The sequence below is a fragment of the Ferrimicrobium sp. genome, assembly GCF_027319265.1.
In the GTDB taxonomy this organism is placed as follows: Bacteria; Actinomycetota; Acidimicrobiia; order Acidimicrobiales; family Acidimicrobiaceae; genus Ferrimicrobium.
In genome coordinates this window covers 1-22,896 of sequence record NZ_DAHVNP010000037.1, presented here as the reverse complement: position 1 = coordinate 22,896, position 22,896 = coordinate 1, and the positions used below count along the sequence as shown (strand labels likewise).

At 58.0% G+C, this 22,896-nt stretch carries 22 protein-coding genes and 1 tRNA gene; 15 read left to right on the top strand and 8 right to left on the bottom strand.

The genetic code is table 11. The features are described 5' to 3' along the window. Positions 1–133: 133 nt before the first annotated feature. From M7439_RS06510 to M7439_RS06500, 3 genes are read right to left on the bottom strand one after another with little or no spacing between them, the layout of a single operon-like run. Positions 134–970: a hypothetical protein gene (locus tag M7439_RS06510; RefSeq protein ID WP_308464416.1), complete on the bottom strand. Its 837-nt coding sequence runs from the start codon at positions 968–970 to the stop codon at positions 134–136. Beyond that, positions 967–1,797, bottom strand: a complete 831-nt coding sequence (locus M7439_RS06505) for a hypothetical protein (protein ID WP_298347522.1) — start codon at positions 1,795–1,797, stop codon at positions 967–969. The genes M7439_RS06510 and M7439_RS06505 overlap by 4 nt, the downstream gene beginning before the upstream one ends. Beyond that, complete coding sequence (locus M7439_RS06500; protein WP_308464415.1) at positions 1,794–3,056, bottom strand: ATPase, T2SS/T4P/T4SS family; 1,263 nt, start codon at positions 3,054–3,056, stop codon at positions 1,794–1,796. Before M7439_RS06500 ends, M7439_RS06505 begins: the two co-directional genes overlap by 4 nt. 164 nt (positions 3,057–3,220) lie before the next feature. Here M7439_RS06500 and M7439_RS06495 point away from each other — a divergent pair, with 164 nt between their 5' ends. Further along, a complete protein-coding gene (locus M7439_RS06495; RefSeq protein WP_298347520.1) occupies positions 3,221–4,081 on the top strand; it encodes an MBL fold metallo-hydrolase in 861 nt (286 codons plus the stop codon). On the opposite strand, the gene M7439_RS06490 is transcribed toward M7439_RS06495, so the two are convergent. Both M7439_RS06490 and M7439_RS06485 read right to left on the bottom strand, forming a co-directional pair. Next, positions 4,078–5,532 carry a hypothetical protein gene (locus M7439_RS06490; protein WP_298347519.1) on the bottom strand — a complete coding sequence of 485 codons (1,455 nt, stop codon included), beginning with the start codon at positions 5,530–5,532 and terminating at the stop codon, positions 4,078–4,080. The genes M7439_RS06495 and M7439_RS06490 overlap by 4 nt on opposite strands. Continuing rightward, entirely contained in the window at positions 5,522–6,247 is a 726-nt protein-coding gene (locus M7439_RS06485; protein ID WP_298347518.1) for an SAF domain-containing protein, read from the bottom strand. The genes M7439_RS06490 and M7439_RS06485 overlap by 11 nt, the downstream gene beginning before the upstream one ends. Before the next feature lie 204 nt (positions 6,248–6,451). Here M7439_RS06485 and M7439_RS06480 point away from each other — a divergent pair, with 204 nt between their 5' ends. Beyond that, positions 6,452–6,694, top strand: a complete 243-nt coding sequence (locus tag M7439_RS06480) for a helix-turn-helix domain-containing protein (protein ID WP_298337350.1) — start codon at positions 6,452–6,454, stop codon at positions 6,692–6,694. An 813-nt stretch (positions 6,695–7,507) separates the two neighbouring features. On the opposite strand, the gene M7439_RS06475 is transcribed toward M7439_RS06480, so the two are convergent. Beyond that, positions 7,508–8,053: a hypothetical protein gene (locus M7439_RS06475; RefSeq protein ID WP_298347517.1), complete on the bottom strand. Its 546-nt coding sequence runs from the start codon at positions 8,051–8,053 to the stop codon at positions 7,508–7,510. A 327-nt stretch (positions 8,054–8,380) separates the two neighbouring features. Between M7439_RS06475 and M7439_RS06470 the strand changes: the two genes are divergently transcribed. The 4 genes from M7439_RS06470 to era are packed head-to-tail and all read left to right on the top strand — an operon-like array spanning position 8,381 to position 12,034. Next, positions 8,381–9,361, top strand: a complete 981-nt coding sequence (locus M7439_RS06470) for a PhoH family protein (RefSeq protein WP_298337359.1) — start codon at positions 8,381–8,383, stop codon at positions 9,359–9,361. Continuing rightward, positions 9,358–9,909 (top strand): rRNA maturation RNase YbeY, encoded by a 552-nt coding sequence (gene ybeY / locus M7439_RS06465; RefSeq protein WP_298347516.1) that lies wholly within the window; start codon positions 9,358–9,360, stop codon positions 9,907–9,909. Before M7439_RS06470 ends, ybeY begins: the two co-directional genes overlap by 4 nt. Before the next feature lie 8 nt (positions 9,910–9,917). Beyond that, positions 9,918–11,192 carry a hemolysin family protein gene (locus tag M7439_RS06460; protein ID WP_298347515.1) on the top strand — a complete coding sequence of 425 codons (1,275 nt, stop codon included), beginning with the start codon at positions 9,918–9,920 and terminating at the stop codon, positions 11,190–11,192. Continuing rightward, positions 11,192–12,034 (top strand): GTPase Era, encoded by an 843-nt coding sequence (gene era, locus M7439_RS06455; RefSeq protein WP_298347514.1) that lies wholly within the window; start codon positions 11,192–11,194, stop codon positions 12,032–12,034. The genes M7439_RS06460 and era overlap by 1 nt, the downstream gene beginning before the upstream one ends. Positions 12,035–12,265: 231 nt before the next feature. On the opposite strand, the gene M7439_RS06450 is transcribed toward era, so the two are convergent. Next, positions 12,266–12,784: a hypothetical protein gene (locus tag M7439_RS06450; RefSeq protein WP_298347513.1), complete on the bottom strand. Its 519-nt coding sequence runs from the start codon at positions 12,782–12,784 to the stop codon at positions 12,266–12,268. Between the two features lie 328 nt (positions 12,785–13,112). Beyond that, positions 13,113–13,334 (bottom strand): hypothetical protein, encoded by a 222-nt coding sequence (locus M7439_RS06445; RefSeq protein WP_298347512.1) that lies wholly within the window; start codon positions 13,332–13,334, stop codon positions 13,113–13,115. Between the two features lie 60 nt (positions 13,335–13,394). Between M7439_RS06445 and M7439_RS06440 the strand changes: the two genes are divergently transcribed. The 9 genes from M7439_RS06440 to M7439_RS06400 all read left to right on the top strand — a co-directional run bounded on the left by M7439_RS06440 (position 13,395) and on the right by M7439_RS06400 (position 22,849). Beyond that, entirely contained in the window at positions 13,395–13,853 is a 459-nt protein-coding gene (locus tag M7439_RS06440) for an FABP family protein (RefSeq protein ID WP_298349690.1), read from the top strand. Beyond that, entirely contained in the window at positions 13,850–14,578 is a 729-nt protein-coding gene (gene uppS, locus M7439_RS06435) for a polyprenyl diphosphate synthase (protein ID WP_298347510.1), read from the top strand. Before M7439_RS06440 ends, uppS begins: the two co-directional genes overlap by 4 nt. Further along, entirely contained in the window at positions 14,575–14,757 is a 183-nt protein-coding gene (locus M7439_RS06430; protein ID WP_298347509.1) for a hypothetical protein, read from the top strand. The genes uppS and M7439_RS06430 overlap by 4 nt, the downstream gene beginning before the upstream one ends. After that, positions 14,754–15,503 (top strand): DNA repair protein RecO, encoded by a 750-nt coding sequence (recO, locus tag M7439_RS06425; protein ID WP_298347508.1) that lies wholly within the window; start codon positions 14,754–14,756, stop codon positions 15,501–15,503. Before M7439_RS06430 ends, recO begins: the two co-directional genes overlap by 4 nt. A gap of 45 nt (positions 15,504–15,548) precedes the next feature. Beyond that, positions 15,549–16,883, top strand: a complete 1,335-nt coding sequence (locus tag M7439_RS06420) for a glycine--tRNA ligase (protein WP_298347507.1) — start codon at positions 15,549–15,551, stop codon at positions 16,881–16,883. Between the two features lie 160 nt (positions 16,884–17,043). Next, on the top strand, positions 17,044–19,674 hold the full coding sequence (ppdK, locus tag M7439_RS06415; RefSeq protein WP_298347506.1) for a pyruvate, phosphate dikinase: 2,631 nt from the start codon (positions 17,044–17,046) through the stop codon (positions 19,672–19,674). Between the two features lie 31 nt (positions 19,675–19,705). Further along, entirely contained in the window at positions 19,706–21,553 is a 1,848-nt protein-coding gene (dnaG, locus tag M7439_RS06410) for a DNA primase (RefSeq protein WP_298347505.1), read from the top strand. 105 nt (positions 21,554–21,658) lie between these two features. Next, positions 21,659–22,717, top strand: coding sequence for an RNA polymerase sigma factor RpoD/SigA (locus M7439_RS06405; RefSeq protein ID WP_298347504.1), 1,059 nt, complete (start codon positions 21,659–21,661; stop codon positions 22,715–22,717). A gap of 59 nt (positions 22,718–22,776) precedes the next feature. After that, positions 22,777–22,849 (top strand) — tRNA-Asn (locus M7439_RS06400). Positions 22,850–22,896: the final 47 nt, after the last annotated feature.

The window sequence follows — 22,896 nt, the reverse complement described above, 5'->3', positions numbered from 1 at the left end:
TCCCGTCAGGACAGAGGATGTGCCAGACAGATAATGATCCACCGAGCGGTTGTGTGGAGTTTGGATCGGCCGAGTGCCCCTCGCAGAGGCACCCTCCGCGACAGCAATACTCTGTGTTCCAGGACGAGCAACTTCAACGCAAGGCGAGCAGCTTCAAGGAGCTGATGAGTGGGACGATGACGAGCAGGACACCGGGAATAAGTGTCGCGAGCGCGACGGGGATCCAAATCAGCTGCTCCCTCTTGCCGGCGATGGCGATCAGTCGATGGTGATGGTCAAGTTTCGCCTTAGTGAGGAGTTGGCCAACGAGTTGTTGCGCGACCTGATGTTGGTTGGAGAGCGCCAAAAGGGTAAAGGCACGGCTGACCTCAGGATCCCCAAGCGCGTCGGCGAGTTCGTTGAGTACTCCGGAGGTCGGCTCACCTCTGGTCAGTGCGGTGGATGCCCGCACCAGGTGTTTTGACCATGCGGTCTGCGTCGTGCGTGCGACGATGATGAGCGTGGTGGTCAGGGAGTGACCTCTCTCGAGGGATGCCTGGATCTCGCTGAGAAGCAGGGGCAGGTCGCCGCGGAGCGCCTCCTTGGTTTGCTGCGCCGCACCTAACAGTAGGAGCCGCTGCACTCCAACGAGTAGCAGCCAGAGGGGGATGGCGAGTACCACGACGGATACGGTCGGCTCGATGATCGTGAGGATGACGACGATGAGCGCCGTGACCGCGGTGGCATTGCTCGTGATGGTCAGAAGGAAACGAGTGAGGGATTGGTCGGCAAGGAGGATTGCGAGTTCTCGATCGATGCTGTGGGTGAGGCTGCCCAGCAAGGCCCTCTTCGGTTGTTGGCGCTCTCTGGCCGGTCGGAGGTGGCGAAGGAGTCGCTCATGCTGTCGGGTTGTGGAGTTGTGTCTGCTGAGGCGAGCAGCGATTGCGATCAATGCTGCGACCACCAGCAGTGTGATCAACCGAGCGATCATGGTTGCGACCAAACCAGGAGCCAAAAGAGGTGGGATTGGCGTCGGGTGCTGGTACGCGAACGCTCCAACGGTGTGAGATAATGGTCAGCCCAGAGCCAACACAGCGTGATGATGATCAGCGCGATGGTGCCCATGGTCAGACCGAGTGGAGTGAGATAGGCGGCGACGCCGCCGCCAATGATGATACCGATGAGTAAGAGGAAGAGCGGGACGGCTACGACGAAGGCTCGCGCCAGCTTCGCGCCTGAGAGTTTCGCTTGGAGCTCCAAGGTGAGGTTGTGGTCTTCGCGATGGCGCTCGGCAAGCACCCCGAGGGCGGTCTGAGCTTCGGCAGTAGAGAGACTGGTGAGGCTTGCCAAAATTTTCAGCGTCTCAGTAGAGCTTCCGAAGGGGAGTCGCGCGCTAAGCGGCCCAAGCGCTCCTTGGAAATCACCGGTGAGTTGGTAGATCTTTGCACCCTCATCGACGTAGTCCACAAGGTTTCCCGGAAGTGTGTGCGCGGCCCCAAAGAAGGCGCTCGGCAGCGGATCACCAAGACTCGATATCCTTGTGGCTGTCTCGTCGAGAACGAGCGCCCAGGCACCGCTCAACGCAAAGGCGAGCTTTTCGGAGCTGTGTGAGGTATCGACGATGACGATCGTGAGAGCCGCGAGACCTGCGAGCAGACCGATGATGGGTGAGAGTACCAGCGCAATGACCGAAACCATCAAGAGTACGGGTATTGCTTGTTGCAAGCGCAGACCACCTGATACTCGTGGACGCCGGTTGCGAAGTAACTCTGCCACTACCGCGCCGATCACGATGAACGAACAGAGATCTCCAATCATGCCAGTTCTCCAATTGGTACCGCCGTCATGGGTTGGCGAAGTGCCGGATATCGCTGAAGGATTCGGGCGTGCTGAGGAATGGGAGCCATCAGCATGCCATTCGCGATGTCAAGGTCAATGGTGACGAAGTTGGTCTGTCCGCTTCCACTCGTGATGTCTTCGACCAGGGCGAGCTGTGTGATGGTGAAGCGTTCCTCTATTTTTGCTTGGTAGACGACGATGTCGATGCCGTCAGCGATCAACTGACTCATCGATGAGCTCCCGATGCCGGTGCCGTTGAGCTCGGAGAGGAGCCGTAGCCGGGTCAGTGCACCTCGGGCATCTCGTGCATGGATCGTGGTGAGTCCAGGAATGCCGCTGGTGATGGTGAGGAGAAAGGGCAACGCCTCCTTATCGCGGATCTCTCCGACGACGGCGATCGATGGTGCCATTCGCAAAAATGCAGTAACCAGGGTCCGTAGGTCGATGGCGGTGGCGCCCCGACGGGCTCGTCGCGTCTGTAGATGAGCAACATTGGCTAACGCAACTCCGGTCTCGGCGACCTCTTCGGCGACGACGATGCGGCTTCGCGGGTCGACCTGAGCGAGGAGGAGTCTTGCCAGGGTAGTCTTGCCGGAGCCTGGTAGTCCGGCTATCACGACGGTTGCACCTTCGTTCATCGCCCGGACGAGTAGTTGATGGAGCGGTTGTTGGCCGCCGTGGTTGCTTCGATGCGAGACCCGGCGAAGATTGATCAGCATGTGCCCTGTTGCGGAGAGTTCCGGGTGCACCAGATGGAGGCGAGAGCCGTCAGGGAGGCTGATGTCCTGGATTCCTTCAGATGGGTCGAGTGCGCGGCTGCTGCCAAGCGACTGAGCGGCGAGGCGCTCGATAATCCGGCGTAGGTGTGCTTCGTGGTAGAAGCCTTCCGGATAACGCAGATGACCAGCGCCTGAGCGAATGACAAAGATCTCTTGCGGCCCATTGATCATAATCTCCTCTAGGTGCGGATCCTCAAGGAGTGGTTGGAGCGGGCCAGCGCCGAGCATACTTCGGGTGACATAATCGGAAACCTGCTCCGCGATTGACGCTTGACTGAGGAGGTCGATACCGGGCGTGAGATGCTCCATCTCTGAACGGGCGAGTTCGCGGATGCGAGCTGTGGAACTGGGGTCGTCAGGATCAAGATGTTCCTGCTTGGCCACGGCTTGAACACGCTGTTCCACCAGCGCGCAGTATTCGAGAAAGCCAGTGATCCTTCCCGATGTCGACCGCATCATCGCCCTCCCTGGGTGGCTTGATCCGAGGGCGTCCTGCCCTCACCGATAGTATGACCTAAGATGGCGGCTGTGGCAAGGCAGACGCTGATGACGACAGGAGGCCACTTGACCAAGAGGATTTCGGTGTTGTGTGTAGCGATGATCCAACTGCGAGCGGAGCCTGAATGGCGGTGGTGCAGATGAGCGCGCAAGATCCTCGTGATCCCAAGGCGCCACCGGTAACACCGGGGCCTATCGAGGTCAGTAAAGGCGTCATTCGTATTCTTGCTCCTAACCCATCGCCGATGACGTTGGACGGCACCAATACCTACCTTGTGAGCGGTCCCGACCGATCGCAAGCGGTCGTGGTCGATCCGGGTCCCGACATGGAGGAACATCTGCTGGCGATCAGAATGCTCATCGAGGCTCGCCAGCTCGCCGTACGAGCGGTTATCACGACCCATGCACATCTTGACCATGCGGCTCTTGGTCCTCGGGCCGCTGAAGAACTCGGCGTGCCGTTGCTCACGGCCTCGGAGATCGGTGATTCGCCGCTGGCTCAGCGAGTGGTGACGGCCTGCGGGGTCAGGGTTTTGGCGACGCCAGGACATAGTGCGGACTCGGTGAGCTATCTCAGTGCCGACGGTGTCTTGATGAGTGGTGACCATCTCCTGGGACGTGGCACGACAGCGATTCTGCACCCAGATGGTTCCCTTGGGCAATTCCTTGGATCCTTGGCGACGGTGGAGGCGACGGAGTTCGCCATGATTGCACCGGGGCACGGACCGGTGATGGAGGCAGACCTGGGGCGACGGGTCATCGCGTACTATCGAGCCCACCGACTTGAGCGAGTCGACCAGGTCCGCCAACTCCTCGAGGGCGGTGATCGCGTGGTCGTGGACCTCGTGGCGGCGATCTATGGCGCGATTGAGGATCCGATCGTTGCTTGGTCGGCGAGGGCGTCGACGCTCGCCACGATCACCTATCTGACCCAGGAGGGTGACTGGTCGCTCGAGGGTGACCATATCGTGCGGGTTACGCATTAATCTTCGGCCTTGGCAAAGAAGTCCAGCAGGGGATCAACCCGTTCGTAGAACGGGTGAGTGACGATTGGAGCTTGCAGGCCCGGGTTGATCGGCGGCAACTGGGTGGCCCTTTTGGCAAAGGGACGCAACGGTCGGAGCAGTCCTGATGGAAATGGGAGGACGTCCTCATGAAAGTCGTCGAGCGTGATGGTGCCGAGCATCACGATCTCGAGTGTGACGATACGGGTAAGACTCTCAGGTATCGCTTCCTTGAGGAGTTGATGAAGGTTGTGCCCACGGCGCAACTCCTCTCGGGTTCCTGTGATCACAATCATGAGTTCGCGGATCGTAGGTAGAGCACTGGTGGTTTGGCGGACAAGATTGATGAGCTGGTAGGTGGAGGTGAGGCCTGCCGTTGCGGTGAGCACCAGTGCCGAGGCTTGGTGTAGCAGGTTCTGGGCGAGAAGATCAACCCCTTCGGCCTGGTAGCCGTTTTCAACGGTGTACGACGATGCCCCAAGCGGGGCGACGATGGTTGCCGTACTCTCGCCAAAGAGCTGGAGGAGTCGTTCGAGTCGATCAGCATCGAGCGGATGGGCGGTGTGTGGTGTGAGGGGCTGAGGGAGGAGACGGTAGCCCCGTTGTGCAATCATTTGCGTGAATGATGCGATGGAGGCTGGAGCCGCTGCATGGGCAAGGTGGTCGATCGAGGGAGTCTCCAATGGCAGGTCATGAAGAAATCGCTGGAGTCCTCCGGCAACAAAGTCGATCAAGATCGTCTCATGTAGTTCGGCGAAGAGCTGTGCGAGCACGCAGCTGAGTTGGGCGGTCAGGCCCAGTTCGATGCCCAGAACCGGAATGAAGTAGCAACCGCGGATGGGTTCCTGGCCAGGGAAGCCGGGCGCGCCAGCCTCCTCTGAGCGAGGCGGGATGGGCTCGGATCGTCGGGGGGAGTGAGTGAGGTTGTGAGGGATAGGCGTGACCGCGCCGTCCGCTAGGGAGACCGGATTCGATGATGTCATCGGCGCTGAGGCCGGAGGTGAGCACTGTACTGGTGGTACTCCTGCATCGGATATCGGTGCGACTGACGGACTCGGTGTCCATGCCGTGACAGCAGCACTGGACTGCTCGTCGGCGCCGCCAGCTTCGTCGAGGCTGTTCACACTGGCTGGACTGGTTGTGCTGCTCCGAGTCGATGGTGCTCGACGTGGGGCCTGCGCTGTGGCCTGGTGCGCCATCTTAACGAGGGTTGAGGGGTCGAGCGTCAAGGCCACTGATGAAGTGAGCGTTTGCCAGCGGTTCTCTAATGGCAAGGAGGTGATGACGAGTCCACCACCGCAGAGGTCTGTAAGTGGCTGTGGGGAATCAAGGCATCGGATACGGAGATCGTGGGCGTGAGGGGCAAGGTGGGCGAGCGTCGTGGAGGCAACTCCATCCTCTTCTATGACGACAAGGAGTGGCCTATGGGACATGGGGGCCACCGATCGGCGGATAGCTCTGCAGCGTTGTGTGCCCCGCAACCCCGGTAGCGCCAATGATCGCGATCTTGCCGGTTTGTTCTGCCTGGTAGATCGCGAGAGCGGTCTCGAGGTGCGCGACGCCAACGGTGATGAGGTAGGTGCCGTTGTTGGTACTCAGTGCATGGATCTCCAGATCGACGGCGAGCACTTGGGATGAGGCAACTCCGCTCGCCGCCGTGTAGGTGGCGATGACATCGACACGATCACCGGGTTGGATCAGACCTGGGCCAACGGACGAAGTCGGCACCGAGACCGTGATGAGCGGTAACGGGCGAGATGGGCGAGACTGGGCCACCATCGAGGTTTCGATGATCTCATCAGGGGTGATATCGGTGGTTGTCACCTCTCCGATCAAGGTGGTTGGATCATGAGGAACGGCATCGGTGAGCCAACTGGGAACCACCGTTTTGCGAAGTTCGAGATCTTGTGGAAGGAGGGCTGCTCCTGCGGGGACGGCGATCTTTGCGACGGGAACCCAGGCGGTATGGGGTTGTTGTTCCTCGTGCACTAATGAGGCAGCGAGCGTAGCGACAGCGATCGCCAGCATGGTGACGAGCCCAACAAAACGCAGCCTCGCTGGTTCGATGCGTCGGGCGCCCCGTAGGCGTTTGCGCCTGAGTGACCACCTGGGGTCATCATCGCGTGTAGGTGTACTGATCGATCGCATCGTCCCTCCCTGGCTCTTGACGCATCGCCTTGGGTATGGGTGGCGACATGATCTCCCTCCTTTCGAGGGTAGGGCATGCGCACGTACCAATCCATTGGCGACGCTTGTGCATCCTTGCGGTACGGGAGCTTAGCGGTCGGGTCCCTGGCGTGTCAAGTCATCCTCTGGTGAACTATGATAAACAATGATAGATGGAGGAACTTTGTGGTAGACAGCAAGTGGTTGAGTTCCAAGGAGGCGGCAGAGCGACTGGGTGTGTCACTGCGTACGCTCTATCGGTTGATCGATGAGGGTCAGCTGACGGGCTACCAGATTGGGCGCAATATACGCTTGCGTCATGGTGATCTTGATGACTATGTTGAACGCAGCCGTATTGCGCCGGGGGACCTTCGCCATCTTTACCAATTTGACGAGGTCGATGCCAGCCTGCGAAGTGAGGGTTCCTAAGGGCTGAGCCATCTTGGGATGCCCATCCGAGATGGCTCAGCCCTTGCTTGACAACGGTGCAGGTAGGTCTGCGTCTCGAGGGAACCACGACATCGTTACACGATGCGTTGCCAGTGGCCATTCCAAGGGGCAGTTAAGCCAAGCGATTGCCAAGCCAACGGGTAGCCCAATACTGCATGTGGTCGCCACGCCAGGTACCGGCCTTATGTGAGCCCAGGTCGGTGTGCCGGGGAGAGGGTTAGCCCCTCAGTGGGGTTCCTGGTGCTCACAGGAATAGTGCGGGAGACCGCGGAACAAACGGGGGTGCAAAGGCTCGCCATCGTGGCCGGGGTGGGCTCGGCCAACGGGCTGCGCGGGCCTCTCTTGCGATGGCAGCATTTGTCTTAGTCAGCGGGCTTGCTCGAGGCAGCGACTGACCATCCATCGCGGTGGCTGTTGTTGCCAACGCAGAGGGGCAACGTGGAGTCTGGGCCTTAGCGGCCCTCCCTGACCTGGAGACTGTCTGCATCTCCTACCAGTTGGGGTGGCACATCGCTAGCTCGCCAGTGGGTATGCGGGTCGTTCCCCAGCCTGCCGACCGTACGGAGCCGGATCGGATCAGGCGGCTCATCGACTGGGTAAGGTGGCCACTAGATGACCACCGCAGCGTTGGTGTGAGGTCCCGCTGCATCGGACAATGAGAATGGGGGCGATGTGGGAAGGAAGATAGGTGCCGATGTCTGGGTATTTCTCGTGCAGGGAGGCTTGGATAATTGCGACCAAAGCGCTGATGAAATGGCCTTCAAGATGCTAGTGTGGTAGGTACAATGCGTTTTACGAGACCGGGAGTTCCGGACTGACCAGAGCAATGCACGAAAGCCGTAGTGCGGTGGGGATGCCTCCGTGGCTCCTGTAGTACAGGTAGTCCTCAGCAATCGTAATCAGTCGTTCGAGTGCGTGTCGATGACCGAAGGTGTCCATCAACAGACAGTTTCCCCCATTGGTGATGCGTTCGAGTTCAGCGAGAAACGAGGGAAGTTCGTCCGCCGCTTCGGTGCGTGTAGTGATGAATTGGACCGATGTGATTGCAGGCGGACTGATGAGATGGGTCCGACCGCCCTCGGTGAGAAGCCTGAGCGCGTCGGGACCGTAGGCGGCAATTCTCCCTTGGAGTTGCTGCAAACCGATCGTCAGTCGGACGCCATGCTGATATCCGAGGAGTTCGCTCAAGCTGCTTGTCTCGAGGCGTCGCAAGGCCTGCTGGTGGCGGCGGATCTCCTCGGTGAAGGTGAGTTCGGTGGCGATCTCATCGAGTGCGTTCACCAGTTTCGAGGTGATCTCATCGGTCGCCGTTTTCGCAGGCAAATCCTTGAAGTCCATACCGTAGCCATCGCTCAATTGATTCGACTACTTGATTCACTCGTGGACGATCAGGGTCGTGTCCCGCCACCTATTCGGTCGTATCGCAGGCCCCCATGCGGGCCGAGGAACTCTGGTGCCTGTACAAGAAGTCGCAAGAGTCAGGATGAGGCGGTGGCGTTTGCCAATCCCAAGGCGTCGCATAGACGAGCAGTGAGTGATGATGGAGGCGGAAATCATCAAATGAGTCACCGTGTACATGCGATTGGTCAGCAGAGAGTCAACAGATGATACCCAACACCGTGAGTGCAGCGCAATGGTGGATGAGAGAGTGAGGATAATTTGACGATGTCGAGTGCCAATATGAGTGTGGCATCGATGACGGGCCGCTTGCGGGTTACGAGCCCGCCAGCCCTTTTGAACGTCCTTGGGCGTAATGACGAGCATTTACGGATTCTTGAGCGCGCATTTACTCGCTCGCGCATCCTTATCCGTGGAGATGAAATCATGGTGGAAGGGCCTGACGCGACGGTGGTCATCCGACTTTTTTCGGAGCTCTTGGCCATTGCTGACCGCGGTGATGCGATCGAACCCCAAACACTCCAACGGGCCATCGATATGGTCGAGGCCGAGGCAAGCCCAAAGGATGTCACTGATGTCGAGCTTGCGCGTTCGCGCTCCGGTAAGCCGGTGCGCCCCAAGACGATCGGGCAACGCAGGTACGTGGAGGCTATCGGAGCCAATACCATCACCTTTGGGATCGGGCCTGCTGGTACTGGGAAGTCCTACCTTGCCGTAGCACTCGCGGTCGCGGCGTTACAGGAGAAGCGCATCAATCGCATCATTTTGACCCGCCCCGCGGTTGAGGCGGGGGAGCGGTTAGGGTTTCTGCCCGGTGATCTCAATGCGAAAGTCGATCCGTACCTGCGTCCGCTCTACGATGCCCTGTATGATTTGATGGATCCCGAGACGGTCACCCGACTGTTCGAACGGCAGGTGATTGAGGTCGCCCCCCTTGCTTTCATGCGCGGCAGGACGCTCAACGCGAGCTTTATCATCCTCGACGAGGCTCAGAACACGACACCTGGCCAGATGAAGATGTTTCTCACTCGTATCGGATTTGGTTCCAAGGCAGTCGTGACCGGTGACGTGACTCAAGTCGACTTGACGAGTGGCCGTTCCGGACTGTTCGACGTGGAGAGGACACTCTCTGGCATCGAGGGTGTGGCCTTTGTCCGCCTTGACTCAAGGGATGTGGTTCGCAACCCGATTGTTACCGCGATCGTTGACGCCTATGATCGAAGTGAGGCGGAGGCAAATCGATCGTGAGTAGTGAGTTAGAGGTCTTTGTCGCCAATGAACAGGACGACGTCCCGATAGCCGAGGACTTGTTCTATACGCTGGCCAAGCAGATCGCCACCCATGAATATAAGGTCCGACCGGCCGAGCTCTCGGTTCTTTTCGTCGACCGTGATGTGATCGCATCGATGAACCTTGAGTTTCGCGCGATGAACGGGCCAACTGATGTCCTTTCTTTTGTGATTGAGGAGGATGACCCACCCTTTGGAGGATCCCCTGACTCACGGAGGCCAAGTCCGACCTCGCCGCAACCGGAACGCCCGGTCCTGTTGGGTGACATCGTGATCTGCCCCCTCGTCGCTGCCGGGAACGCGCCCCAGCACCAGGGTGAACGGGGCCATGACGGTACGCTTGAGGATGAGTTGGCGTTATTGCTCGTCCATGGTGTGCTGCACCTTCGAGGCATGGATCACGAGATTGATGCCGAAGCGGAGCTGATGGAGGCACGAGAGGATGCGTTGTTGGAACAATTCTACCGCCCTTTGAAAGCTGCACGTCTCGGTCGGGGGCGTGAGTAGGCCGGCCGATGAACACTGAAGACACCTGGTCGCTGGTTGTCGTTATTTTTCTGGTATTACTGTCTGCGGTCATGTCCCTGGCAGAGACTTCTTTGACGCGAACCTCGAAGATTCGTGCCCTTGGGCTGGTGGAACAGGAACGCCGGGGGGCCAAGCGACTCGCCGCAATGGTGGAGGACCCAGGTTCCTACCTCAGCACCGTACTTTTCGTGACCCTCGTTGCACAGCTCGTTGCCGCCACGCTGGTCGGTATCATTGCTGACCATCTCTTTGGACCTCTCGGAGTGGTCGTCGCCACCATTGTTGAGGTACTGGTAATTTTTGTTCTTGGGGAGGCGGTGCCAAAGAACATCGCCGTGGTCCGCCCGGACGAGAGTGCGCTTTTTGCGGCACCGTTGGTCTCGGTGTTGGTCAAGTTCTGGCCCATCAAGGTGATCGCCTCCGGGGTAGCACGACTTTCGCGGCTCCTGACACCTGGTCGAGGTTCCATCACGTCCTTCGTCTCCGAGCAGGAGCTGCTCGCGATGGCTGATGCTGCGGAGGAGGGTGACGTCATCGAAGATGAGGAACGGGCGCTCATCCACTCAGTAATCAATTTCGGAGATACGATCACGCGGGAAGTGATGGTACCTCGGCCCGATATCGTCGCCGTCGAGGCGACAGCGACGATCGATGAAGCGATCGCTGTGATCGTCAAGGTTGGTCGCTCGCGATTGCCGGTCTATGACGGATCGATCGATAATGTGGTCGGGATTCTGCTCGCGAAGGATTTGCTTGCGATCGAGCGCAAGGACACTGGCCATGAGGCGGTGCGCAGACACATGCGTCCGGCGCACTTTGTTCCGGAGAGTAAGCCGGTTGCCGATCTTCTCCGGGAGATGAAGCTGGAGAAGTTCCACATCAGCGTGGTGGTCGACGAGTACGGCTCAACGGCGGGTCTTGTTACGCTGGAGGACCTGATTGAGGAGTTGATCGGCGACATCTCGGATGAGTTCGATACCGAGGATGAGGCGGTGGTAGCGGGCGCCGATGGAGGCATTCAGGTCAAGGGCACCCATGCCATCGATGACATCGAGGAGCTCTTGCATGTGACCTTGCCTGAAGGGGGATGGGATACCGTTGGTGGATTTATTGTGGGTCAACTAGGACATTTGCCGGCGGCTGGCGAGGAGGTCGAGGTGGCGGGGTATCGGTTTCGAGTCCTTCATGTGACGGGTCATCGCGTCGCCACCGTTACAATTGTGCCCCTCGCCGATCCTGACAGGACCGGAGAGGCTAACTGATGCAGTCAGGGTTTGTTGCAATCGTTGGCCGTACAAATGTTGGCAAGTCTTCACTCATCAACTCCATTGCAGCTGCCCGGCTTTCTACGGTGTCATGGCACAAAAACACGACACGTCGAGCGGTGCGGGTGATCGTTCGTGAGCCCGATATCGAGTTGGTATTGGTCGATACTCCGGGGCTTGACGTTGGCCATGACCAACTGGCTGCCCGCCTCTTTGCCGTCACCGAGGGTGAGATGGACGGTGCCGATCTCACGCTGATGGTGCTCGATGCAACTAAGCCGTTGAGCGACCGTGAACGCGCGATACTTGATCGGCTTCACCCCGAGGATTTGGTGGTCATTAACAAGATTGACCTCGTAGCTCCGGGTGCGCTTTTGCCCAAGTTGGATGAGCTATCGCGATGGGATCTCAGCGAGTATCTGTTGGCATCGGCAAAGCGTGGCGACGGCGTTGTCGCGTTGCGCCAGGCGCTCTCGCAACGACTCCCCGAGGGAGCGGCGATGTACGACGCAGAGACCAAGGTCGATCTGCCGCTGCGCATCTGGCTTGGCGAGGTCGTCCGTGATGAACTCTTGAATGGCCTGCGAGATGAGGTCCCCCACTCTGTCGAGTGCCGGGTGGTGGATTGGGATGATGATGAAGATGAGGTACCGGTCACTATCTACGTCGAGCGGGACTCTCAAAAGGGGATACTCATCGGTGAGGGGGGAGCTCGGCTCCGCTCGGTGCGACGCCGTGTCAATCGACGGCTTCGAGGGAGATATCGGGTTCGGCTTGAGGTCAAGGTCGCCAAGGAGTGGAGTCGAGATGCCAGTCGCCTTGACGAATTCGAGTTTTGATCACGCTGTGTGCCCAAAGCTGACGGCAGTGCATGAGCAACGGTGTAGCCAGGTTGTGCACAGCTGACGGGTGAACCACCTATCGCTTTGGACAGACCTCTTGAGTTTGATGCGAACCGGTAGGTGGTTGGTGTGTAGATAAAGAGTTAGTAGTCGAACATCGTAGCCGACCAGCCATCAGTGACGACTCGGGTCCACAACCAGGAGTGAGCTGACCGGTCGTTGCGACTCCTACGAATCGCGCAGTAATTCGTTGAGTTTCGAGCCTTTGTCGACCTTGAGCATCACGGCTCCGACGATGAGGAGCACGATCCAGGCAGCTAATGAGAATCCGCGACCAAAGTAGTAGTGAGCAAAGGCGAGATGGCCAGTGAGGGCAGCGGTCGTGACGCCAGGAATGGCGACGAAACCCGAGACGAAGAAGAGGATGAGGTTGAGCGCGCTATACGCAAGCGCGGGTAGATACCACATTCGCAGACCTAGCAGGTAGACCATGGCGATCAGCGCGTAGATCACGACCTCCCCGTCAAGCCAGAGAGTTACTTCAGCGGATTTTGCTGGTGCAGCGAAGATGTGAGCGGCAGCGTCCGCCAGTGCGACTAAGACCAGTAGGAAGCGGATCCAATGGATGTTGCGGATGGAGCGCTCTGGGGTGTACCAACGTTCCCGTTCGTGCTCTAGTGGACCGGGCAAGGCCCTAGCTAACCAATCGTGGGGAGTATGGTTTACGGCGGTGTTTGTCTGAGCCATCTTGATAGTGTTCCTTCCTGTGATAGCGATGCTGGAGTAACATGACAACTAGTGGTAATGTTAGTGCGCAGAACGGACAGAGACCTGGGGTCTTTTGTCCCATAGCTCACGGACAAAGGGCCGATTCCTTAGCGATCTGAGCGCTTGAAATGCCACAGCTTTAGACCGAGAGGATGTGGCGGGAGAGACCATGAGGGCCCGAAGGAGTTGCCCTCCTCTTGGTCTTTCGTAGATCGCCATGGTGCGCAAACGCCGAACACTATAGTGCGCAAACGCCGAACACTATAGTGCGCCAACGCGGGACGATACGGTCCGCCGGCATCGATCACTATCGTGGTCCTGTCAACTCCTCGCTCAAGGCGAGGTTGGCGTATCGGGCAAGGCCGATGAGCCCTGCGCTGAGGTTGTTTGATGGGCGGCTGGCCTGGGTCATGAGGATCGGGTTGGTCCTCGGAGTACTCGAAGGCACCATTGCCCGTAGCCCGGTGACCCAGACGACGGCATCGCTGGCCTTGGTTGTGGAAAGGAGAAGGGTTCCTCTGTCGAGCATGGTAGCGCTAAGCTCGATGGGGGAGTGCGTTGCTCGATGAGGAGTACGTTTCGGAGGGCCATGGAGTTTCGCAGTGTAATGATAGGTCGTTGGAGCGGCGAGGGATCGGGTTGGTACCCGACCATCGCTGATTTTGACTACCATGAGACGGTCGAAGTGGCTGATCTTGGCCGTCCCTTTTTAACCTATCGACAGATGACCAAGGCCAGTGATGGCTCACCATTACATACGGAAGTCGGTTACCTACGGTTCGTGGGGGAACGCCAAGCAGAGCTTGTGGTTGCACAACCGACCGGTATCAGTGAGGTGCTAACCGGGTGGATCGAGGACCGCGCTGGTGGCTATCGCCTCGCCTTGGATTCTACTCAGGTAGGACATACCCCGACCTCGAAACCAGTTGCGGCCACGAGACGGATCTTTCTTCTTGAGGGGGATGTGCTGGACGTGGAGTTTTGGATGGAGGCGGTCGGCCAACCGATGCAGCAGCATCTACGATCACGGCTCCGGCGAAACCCATGATCGAGGGTATCGATCCGACCAAGATTCCTGTCCATGTGGGGTGTGTGATGGACGGGAACGGTCGTTGGGCTGAGCAGTTTGGTCTCCCACGCACTGAGGGGCACGCGGCGGGGGAAGAGGCTCTGCTTGACACTGTATATGGCGCGCTTGATCTAGGGATCTCTTGGCTCACCGTCTATGCGTTTTCAACAGAGAACTGGCGACGGCCTAGTGACGAAGTACGTTTTTTAATGAATTTTAACCGAGGCCTGCTTCGTCGACGGCGGGACGAGTTGAACGACCTCGGTGTGCGGATTCGCTTCATTGGAAGACGGAACTGGAGGGTGCCGCGCTCGGTTCTGCGCGAAATGGATCGGGCGGAGGAACTCACCCAAGCGAACTCGACTCTTACCCTGACGATGGCCTTCAACTATGGTGGGCGGGCGGAGATCGTCGATGCGGTGCAGTCGATTGTAGCTGCGGGTTATCGTCCCAGCCAGGTTAACGATGCACTCATCGCTAGCTATCTTTACCAGCCCGAGATGCCGGATCCGGACCTTGTGGTCCGTACCTCGGGCGAGTATCGTATCTCTAACTTTTTGCTCTGGCAGTTGGCCTATTCAGAGCTTGTCTTTGTAGACGAGTATTGGCCTGACTTTCGTCGAGAACACCTGTTTGAGGCGGTGCGTCTCTACCAAGGGCGTTCACGCCGTTACGGGGGAGTGAAGGAGCCACGTCGTCGATGAAGATATTGTATGTGATCGCTCGGATTCTGGCATGGTTGATCGGTCTTGGGTTGCTGTTTCTGGCGGTCGCCGCCATTCGAGGTGGCGCGGCACAACTTGGGAGTTTGATGATTCTCGTCGTGGTGCTGATCGGTCTGTTGGTGCTTGGCGGGCGGCGACAGCGCTTTCGTAATCGATGAAGTCCTACGCAGATCGAGCCGTGGTGATCCGCACCTGGCCACTCGGAGAGTCAGATCGAATTGTGACTCTTTTTACCCGCGAACACGGTAAGGTTCGGGCGGTCGCTAAGGGTGTGCGGGGTGCTAAGAGTCGTATCTCAGGATTAATCCAGCCGACCAGCGAGCTCGATCTACTTCTCTATCGCGGACGAGAGTTGGACGTCATCCAACAGGCGTCACTCGTGCAGGCGCATCTCGCTCGCGTCAGGGTTGATCCGGGCCGATTTGGCTCGGCGTTGGAGTGGCTTGAGGCGATCGACAGTCTCACCCTTGATCGGCATCCTGATCCGGTTGTCTACGAGCTGATGAACCGTGGCCTGCGCCTCATGGGTGACGAACCTGGCCCATTCTTACTGGGTGCGCTGCTGGTACGACTACTCGATATCGAGGGTTATGCCCCGAACCTCACCGTGTGCGGACTCTGTGGTGCCCCTGGTTCTTTCGCGGGTTTTGACTTCGCGAGTTCTGCCCCCAGATGTTCTGGCTGTGGTGGGGAACCTGTTGGAACTGAGATCTTCGCGAAGGCGGCATTGATTCTCGCCCATCGCGTCAGCGAGGTGCTCATTGACAAGGACGCTCGAGGTGGGCGGGAGTTTGAAGCGTTTGCTATTCGATTGGTCAAGGAGGTGGTGGGTAGAGGTCTGCGTTCCACCGGTGTGGTAGCCTCCCTGCTCGAGCCCCAGGCCACCCAAAATCAGCCTTCCTAAGCCTCGATAACCAGTTGGGGAGGCTCCTCCTACTACAATCCCGATATGCCTGATCTTGATCGAATGGAAGCCATTGTCAGCCTCGCAAAACAACGGGGGTTTATCTTTCCGTCAGCCGAGATCTACGGTGGATTCCGATCGACCTATGACTATGGACCCCTTGGAGCGCTCATGCTGCGCAACGTCCGCGAAGCGTGGTGGAACTTCATGGTCCAACAGCGTCCGAACGTGGTAGGGATCGAAGCGGCCATACTATCGAGCCCAAAGATCTGGGAGGCTTCGGGGCACTTAGCGGGTTTCACGGATCCACTTGTCGATTGTCGTAAATGCGGTTCGCGGTGGAGAGAGGACCAGATCGAGGGCGTATGCCCTAGTTGTGGATCCACGGATCTCACCGAGGCGCGTGACTTCAATCTGATGTTTCGGACCTTTGTCGGTCCTGTCGCCGATGATGCTTCCGTGGCTTACCTACGACCCGAGACCGCGCAAGGAATGTTTGTCAATTTTCCGTTGGTGCAGCGAGCGCTTCGGCTCAAGCCACCTTTTGGGATCGCGCAACTCGGTAAGTCATTCCGCAATGAGATCACTCCCGGCAACTTTGTCTTTCGAACGCGCGAATTTGATCAGATGGAGATGGAGTTTTTTACCCCGCCGGAACTCGCTGACCGATACTTCCAGTATTGGACCACAGAGCGTTACGAATGGTATCGCACCCTTGGGATTCCAGCAGATGAGCTGCGCTTACGGCCACATGATCCCGATGAGCTTTCTCACTACTCGAAGGGCACCGTCGACATTGAGTATCGGTTTCCGTGGGGCTTTGGCGAACTTGAGGGGATTGCGAATCGTGGAACCTACGATCTCAACGCCCATGCGACGCATTCTGGCACGGATATGACCTACTTCGACCCACAAACCAATGAGCGCTATCTTCCCAACGTCATCGAACCCGCCGGAGGGGTGACGCGAGCGATGATGGCCTTCTTGCTCTCAGCCTTCGACCGAGACGAGGTAGGTGGCGAGGAACGTACCGTCTTGCGCTTGTCGCCCTTTCTTGCTCCGTATACGGTGGCGGTGTTGCCATTGTCGCGAAAACCCGAGCTCCAGGGGGCTGCAGATGCTGTCTTTGCGAGCTTAGCCAGTGCGTTCAGTTGTGATTTTGATGTGACCCAGTCGATTGGACGTCGCTATCGTCGACAGGATGAGATCGGTACACCATTCTGTGTCACCGTGGATTTCGATACGCTCGATGACAAGGCGGTGACGGTACGAGATCGTGATACGACTGAGCAAGTGCGTATTCCAATGACTGAGGTTACGCGGTATCTTCAGGAGCGACTGGACTCCACGGCTCGCCCAGTCGCCACACCCTTTGGTTAGGTGGTCGGGGTATCTGGCTATACTCTTGGCATACCTCGGCAACGTCGCTGACAGGTAAGAAACCGCCACAAGCGGGCAGGGACAGACTGGAGCGATCAGGCGGAGGGAGAACAGCCCGTTCGTCGCGCTTCCAGGGCAGGCAGATGGTAAGGAGACGACCGTGCAGTTTGTGTTCTCATTCGATTATCCCCATGAGGTAGCCCCGATGAATCTCAAGCACTTGCTTGGAGGAAAGGGTGCCAATTTAGCGGAGATGACCTCGGTGCTGAAACTTCCGGTGCCCCACGGCTTTACCATCTCGACTGACGCATGTCGTGCGTATATCGACGAGGGTTGGCCAGACGGGCTGACGGTCGAAGTTGATCGCGCACTGGCCGGACTCGAGGAACTGATGGGCAAGCGTCTAGGCGATCCAGGCGATCCACTTCTGGTGTCGGTGCGATCGGGAGCGCAGTTCTCCATGCCGGGGATGATGGATACGGTGCTCAACCTTGGGCTCAACGATGTCTCCGTGGAGGGTTTGGCAGCACTGACCAACGATCCTCGGTTTGCCTACGACTCCTATCGCCGTTTTATCGCGATGTATGCCCGAATTGTGCAAGGTATTGAATCGGACGAGTTCGACCGGTTGCTCGATGCTGCCAAGGAGCTATCGGGGGTCGACTCCGATGGTGAGATTCCAGCGGAACTGCTCCGGTACCTGGTCGGCGCCTATAAGGAGATTGTTGCTCAGGAGACTGGAAGTCCATTCCCTCAGGATCCAAAGGTGCAGATTCGAGGCGCCATTGAGGCGGTTTTTGGTTCGTGGAATGGACCGCGGGCGATCGCCTATCGCGAACGGGAGGGTATCGACCATCGTCTTGGTACGGCCGTCAATGTCCAAGCAATGGTCTTTGGTAATCGAGATGATAACTCCGGTACTGGTGTCGGCTTCACCCGCGACCCCGCTACTGGAGAACAGGGCGTCTATGGCGACTTTTTGGTGAATGCTCAGGGAGAGGACGTTGTCGCCGGTGTCCGCATAACCGAACCGCTTGCAGAGCTGGAGACCCATTTCCCCGAGGTGTTCCACGAACTCATGGATATCTTCGAACGTCTTGAGTTGCACTATCGAGATATGTGTGACGTGGAGTTCACCGTCGAACAGGGCAAGCTTTGGATGCTACAGACACGAGTTGGTAAGCGAACCGGCATCGCGGCTTTGCGTATGGCGGTGGCCATGACGAGCGATGCCGGGATCAAGTTGACCCGGGAGGAGGCGCTCTTGCGCATCTCTCCTGATCATCTTGACCAGATGTTACACCCACAGTTTGCGACCACGAAGTTCGAGGTCCTCACGACTGGTCTTGGAGCCTCACCCGGAGCGGCAGTAGGGAAGGTGTATTTTACCTCTGACGATGCAGTTCGCGCACACGAACGGGGCGAGGAGGTCATCTTGGTACGTAAGGAGACCTCGCCTGATGACGTCCACGGCATGTTGGCCGCTAATGGCATCCTGACGAGCCGTGGAGGTTTGGTTTCACACGCCGCCGTGGTTGCTCGAGGTTGGGGAAAACCTGCTGTCGTTGGTGCCGATCAGCTGATCTTCGAGAATGGCTTTGCAAAGATTGAAGATGTTGAGCTGCACGAAGGAGATGAGATCTCTATCGATGGTTCAACGGGGACGGTAACGCTTGGACGACTGCCACTTGAGGCAGCTGAGCCACCGCAGGAGCTCGAGCTCCTCCTCGAGTGGGCTGACCAGCTCTCTGCTGGCCATATGAGCGTACGGGCGAATGCGGATTCTGGTCCCGATGCTGAGGTAGCTCGCCGCTTTGGTGCCAAGGGTATTGGTCTTTGTCGTACTGAACACATGTTTCTTGCTGAGGACCGATTGCCCATCGTTCGTCGAATGATCTTGGCAGACACTCCAGCCGATGAGGAGCGGGCGCTTGAAGAACTTCGCGTGGCCCAACGGGAGGACTTCCTCCAAATTTTGCGCGCTATGGATGGTCTGCCGGTCACGGTGCGACTCCTTGATCCGCCACTCCATGAGTTCTTGCCAGATATCGATGCGCTCCTTATCAAGGAGAGCAATCAGACGTTGACCGAGGAGGATGCAAAACTTCTAGAGGCAGCCAAGACATGGCGAGAGTTCAACCCTATGCTGGGTGTACGCGGTGTGCGCCTGGGAGTGCTCAAGCCAGGGCTGTACACGATGCAGGTGCGCGCACTGCTCGAGGCGGCAATGGACCTCAAGCGCGCAGGTGGTGAACCACACGTCGAGGTGATGATCCCTTTGACGATCTCTAAAGCAGAACTAGCCTATGCCCACGCGTGGGTGGAGGTGGCGCTGGCAGAACTCGGTGCTGATGACGGGCTTGATGTGCTCTTTGGAACGATGATCGAGACGCCACGAGCGGCGCTTTTGGCGATGGAGATCGCTGAGATCGCCGAGTTCTTCTCCTTTGGCACCAATGATCTCACCCAATTGACCTATGGTTTCTCTAGGGATGACGTGGAGGGTAAGTTGATGCCGATCTATCTTGCCCAGGGACTGCTTCCGTCTAACCCGTTCAAGGTGGTCGACGCTGAAGGGGTGATTGAACTTGTCAACATCGCAGCGAAGCGGGGACGATCGACGAGGCCTAATATCAAGCTAGGTGTCTGCGGCGAGCACGGTGGTGATCCTGATTCAATTGCCAGTTTTGTCAAGATCGGGCTCGACTATGTGAGTTGTTCCCCGTATCGGGTGCCGATTGCGCGCCTTGCTGTTGCTCAGTCACTGATCCGTGAGGGTGCTAGCCTATAGAAGGAAGTACGTGAGGGAAGGAGCTCGCAGAGTGGGCTACTCTGAGCTTGATATTCGGCGTGTCCTGGATGCTACCGATATCGTTACCCTCATCGGTGCTTCGGTGGCGCTCAAGCGTGTCGGTCGCCGCTACGTGGGGTTGTGTCCCTTCCACCAAGAACGATCGGGTTCCTTCTCGGTCAACGGCGAGGACGGCGTCTATTACTGTTTTGGTTGCCATGCCAAAGGTGATGCCATCACCTTTGTCCGGGAGACCCAAGGGATCGATTTTGTCGATGCGCTCGAGTACCTTGCAGATCGTGCACATGTGACGATCGAGCAGACGACGAGTACGCCGACGGATCGTAACGTCAAAACCCGACTCTATGACGGGTATGAGCGACTCGCGCAGTGGTATCAGGCACAGCTTGGTGATCCGCTTCGTGGCGAGTCAGCTCGTGCGTATCTCGATGAGCGCGGGATCTCCTCCGAATCCATTCGTTCCTTTGGGATTGGGCTCTCCCCCATGCGGGTACAATTGCCCTTCGCGCGTCTCGGCATCGAGCCGAGTGATTGGGAGGAAGGTGGTTTCGGTTACCGCGACCAACAGGGCACGCTCGTCGATCACATGCATGGGCGGATTGTTTTCCCCATCAGAGATGCGACCGGCCGGGTAGTCGCCTTTGGCGGGCGGATTCTTCCTGAGGAGTTGGAACGACTCGACGGCAAGGCGGCGAAGTACAAGAACTCATCGGAGTCACCCGTCTATCGTAAGCGTCGCACCCTCTACAACTTGGATCGGGCGCGTTCGTCAATCGTGGAGAAGGGTGTTGTTATTGTGTGCGAGGGCTATACCGATGTGATCGCGCTCGATCAGATCGGTATTTCGAATGTGGTGGCGACCTGTGGCACCGCCTTCTCGGAGGAACATCTCGATGTCTTGCGACGATTCGCTCGTCGCATCACCCTCTTTTTTGACGCAGATGCCGCTGGACAGAACGCTGCAGAGCGTCTCTGGGGCGAGGAGGAGAGTCGTGGCGTGGTCTTTGATGTCGTGACATTGCCGGATAATCTCGATCCGGCCGATGCGGCGGTGAAGGATCCGGGCCTGGTGGAGGAGGCCCTTCGTCGTGCCGTCCCGATCACCCGTTTTCGACTTGAGCGTCTGTTGGGAAGCGGGGATCTCGGCTCCACCGAGGATCGTTCACGTGTGGCGAAGCAGGCGATCGCGATGATTGAGCGACATCCCAATCACCTGATTCGTGGAGAGTACGTGGCTCTGATCGCTGATCGAACTGGTTTCTCTGTCAACGAGCTGATGGTGCAGCTGCCAAAGGGGCCACGTTCTCGAGTTGTCGACGAACAGGTTGGAGAAGCAGCAGCGCTGGACCGACCGGCGATTGAGGCGCTTCGGCTCTTGGTCCACGACCCTGCAGGGCTGGATGGAATTGTCGTCGCTGAGCTCTTCCGTGACCCCACACACCGACGGATCGTGGAGGCAATTCATGGTACCACTTCGCTCTGGGAGGTGCAACAGCGGCTAGGGGAGGTAGCATCCGAGACGATGCTGCAGCTCTTTTTTCGGCTGGCCAGCGAACAGCCGGAGAGTGACAACAGCGCTGATGTGATAGCCACGCTCGTGCTACGAGAGTCCAAGCTCGAACTTGCGAAATTGACGCGTTCTTTACGGGTCTCAGCAAGAGAGTTAACCGCGCTGATTGCGGAGGTCCCGAGGGTACGACTCTTGATCGAGGAGCTTCAGGGGGATCGAACGAGGATGGAGCCCTGTGGCGAGTTAATCAATTGGTTGGTCTCCATGCGTTCGCATGCCGGTGGGGAAGTGGACCGAGATCTTCCAGCCAACCCTCTGAACAGGCACCCAGTTCTCGAGGATTACTAGGTGACAGACGGTCATAAGAAAACAGCGACACCTTCTGACAGGCCCAAGTCGGTGGAGACAGCCCCAGCAGTTGACGAGGTGAGTACTCAACAGTTGGATCCTCCGATGAGCGTCGTGGATGCTGATGCCGTTCTATCACGAGCTCCTACAAGCAGGACCACCGATGATGATGGGGTTGTGGTGTCGACGACACCGAAGTCGGTTAGCAACAGGCGTACCTCGGCGAAGGGGAGACACGATGGTCAATCCGCCGCGAGGGAGTCTTTGCAGGTTATTAGGCCGGGTTTCACGATCAAGGAGGCCGACGACTTCTTGGCCTCGTTGTCGGGTGCAGCATTGCTCTCACGAGACGAGGAGGTTCAGTTAAGCGCCATTGTGCAAGAGCTCCAAGGTCGTGATCAGCGCACGCGCGAGGAAGAACGGATCTTGGCTGCTGCTAAGGAGCGGTTTGTCTCATCGAACTTGCGTCTTGTCGCCTCCATCGCACGACGTATGCACGGAGGGGCCGTGCCTCTCGAGGACCTGATCCAAGAGGGCAATATCGGGCTGATGCGAGCAGTGGAGCTCTATGACGGTCGTAAGGGATTTCGTTTTTCGACCTATGCCACCTGGTGGATACGACAAGCCATCTCGCAGGCGATAGGAGAGTTCCGCAATGAGATTAGTTTGCCGCGATCCTTGCAACAGGATTTTCAGCGGATTCAGCAGATTCGGCTCGACCTGCAGCAGAAGTTTGGTCGTGAACCGCGACTTGAGGAGGTCGCCGATGCTTGTGGTCTCGAACTCTTCAGAGTTGAGGAAATTCTGATGTACGCACAATCGGTATTATCGCTTGAGGCGAGTCCCACGACTGATAGCGGTTCGGAGTCTGTGCTGGGTGATGCGGTACCGGATCGATCAAGTCCGCCGATTGAGGAGACCGTGACATCTCAGGATCTTGGGCGAGTTGTGCAACTTGTTCTCGATCAGCTTGAGGAACGAGAACGAGCGATCCTCGTGTATCGTTTCGGACTCAACGGAGAGGAGCCGCACTCCATTGAGCAAGCGTCGGATCGCTTTGGCGTCTCGAGAGAGAGGGTCCGTCAAGTGGAGGCACGCGCGATCTCTCGGCTGCGCCGTAATGAGTCGACGCAAGCTCTCAAGGAGGTCCTCCGCGATGGTTAGGATGTTGGCACGTGCCATGGCCGGTTACATGGATTGATCTGCTAGATTGTGTAGTCTATTCCGGGGTAGCTCAATCGGCAGAGCACGCGGCTGTTAACCGTGTGGTTGAGAGTTCGAGTCTCTCCCCCGGAGCTCGGGGCCCGTAGCTCAGCGGTTAGAGCAGGGGACTCATAATCCCT

Excerpts from the sequence above, each read along its gene's own strand:
- M7439_RS06470 (WP_298337359.1), top strand. The coding sequence starts at position 8,381 with ATGTCGAGTGCCAATATGAGTGTGGCATCGATGACGGGCCGCTTGCGG.
- M7439_RS06460 (WP_298347515.1), top strand. The coding sequence starts at position 9,918 with ATGAACACTGAAGACACCTGGTCGCTGGTTGTCGTTATTTTTCTGGTA.
- M7439_RS06475 (WP_298347517.1), bottom strand. The coding sequence starts at position 8,053 with ATGGACTTCAAGGATTTGCCTGCGAAAACGGCGACCGATGAGATCACC.
- M7439_RS06405 (WP_298347504.1), top strand. The coding sequence starts at position 21,659 with ATGAGCGTCGTGGATGCTGATGCCGTTCTATCACGAGCTCCTACAAGC.
- M7439_RS06490 (WP_298347519.1), bottom strand. The coding sequence starts at position 5,532 with ATGTCCCATAGGCCACTCCTTGTCGTCATAGAAGAGGATGGAGTTGCC.
- M7439_RS06505 (WP_298347522.1), bottom strand. The coding sequence starts at position 1,797 with ATGATTGGAGATCTCTGTTCGTTCATCGTGATCGGCGCGGTAGTGGCA.
- M7439_RS06510 (WP_308464416.1), bottom strand. The coding sequence starts at position 970 with ATGATCGCTCGGTTGATCACACTGCTGGTGGTCGCAGCATTGATCGCA.
- M7439_RS06420 (WP_298347507.1), top strand. The coding sequence starts at position 15,549 with ATGCCTGATCTTGATCGAATGGAAGCCATTGTCAGCCTCGCAAAACAA.
- uppS (WP_298347510.1), top strand. The coding sequence starts at position 13,850 with ATGATCGAGGGTATCGATCCGACCAAGATTCCTGTCCATGTGGGGTGT.
- M7439_RS06495 (WP_298347520.1), top strand. The coding sequence starts at position 3,221 with ATGGCGGTGGTGCAGATGAGCGCGCAAGATCCTCGTGATCCCAAGGCG.
- recO (WP_298347508.1), top strand. The coding sequence starts at position 14,754 with ATGAAGTCCTACGCAGATCGAGCCGTGGTGATCCGCACCTGGCCACTC.
- M7439_RS06445 (WP_298347512.1), bottom strand. The coding sequence starts at position 13,334 with ATGCTCGACAGAGGAACCCTTCTCCTTTCCACAACCAAGGCCAGCGAT.
- M7439_RS06500 (WP_308464415.1), bottom strand. The coding sequence starts at position 3,056 with ATGATGCGGTCGACATCGGGAAGGATCACTGGCTTTCTCGAATACTGC.
- M7439_RS06450 (WP_298347513.1), bottom strand. The coding sequence starts at position 12,784 with ATGGCTCAGACAAACACCGCCGTAAACCATACTCCCCACGATTGGTTA.
- M7439_RS06440 (WP_298349690.1), top strand. The coding sequence starts at position 13,395 with ATGGAGTTTCGCAGTGTAATGATAGGTCGTTGGAGCGGCGAGGGATCG.
- M7439_RS06485 (WP_298347518.1), bottom strand. The coding sequence starts at position 6,247 with ATGCGATCGATCAGTACACCTACACGCGATGATGACCCCAGGTGGTCA.
- era (WP_298347514.1), top strand. The coding sequence starts at position 11,192 with ATGCAGTCAGGGTTTGTTGCAATCGTTGGCCGTACAAATGTTGGCAAG.
- M7439_RS06430 (WP_298347509.1), top strand. The coding sequence starts at position 14,575 with ATGAAGATATTGTATGTGATCGCTCGGATTCTGGCATGGTTGATCGGT.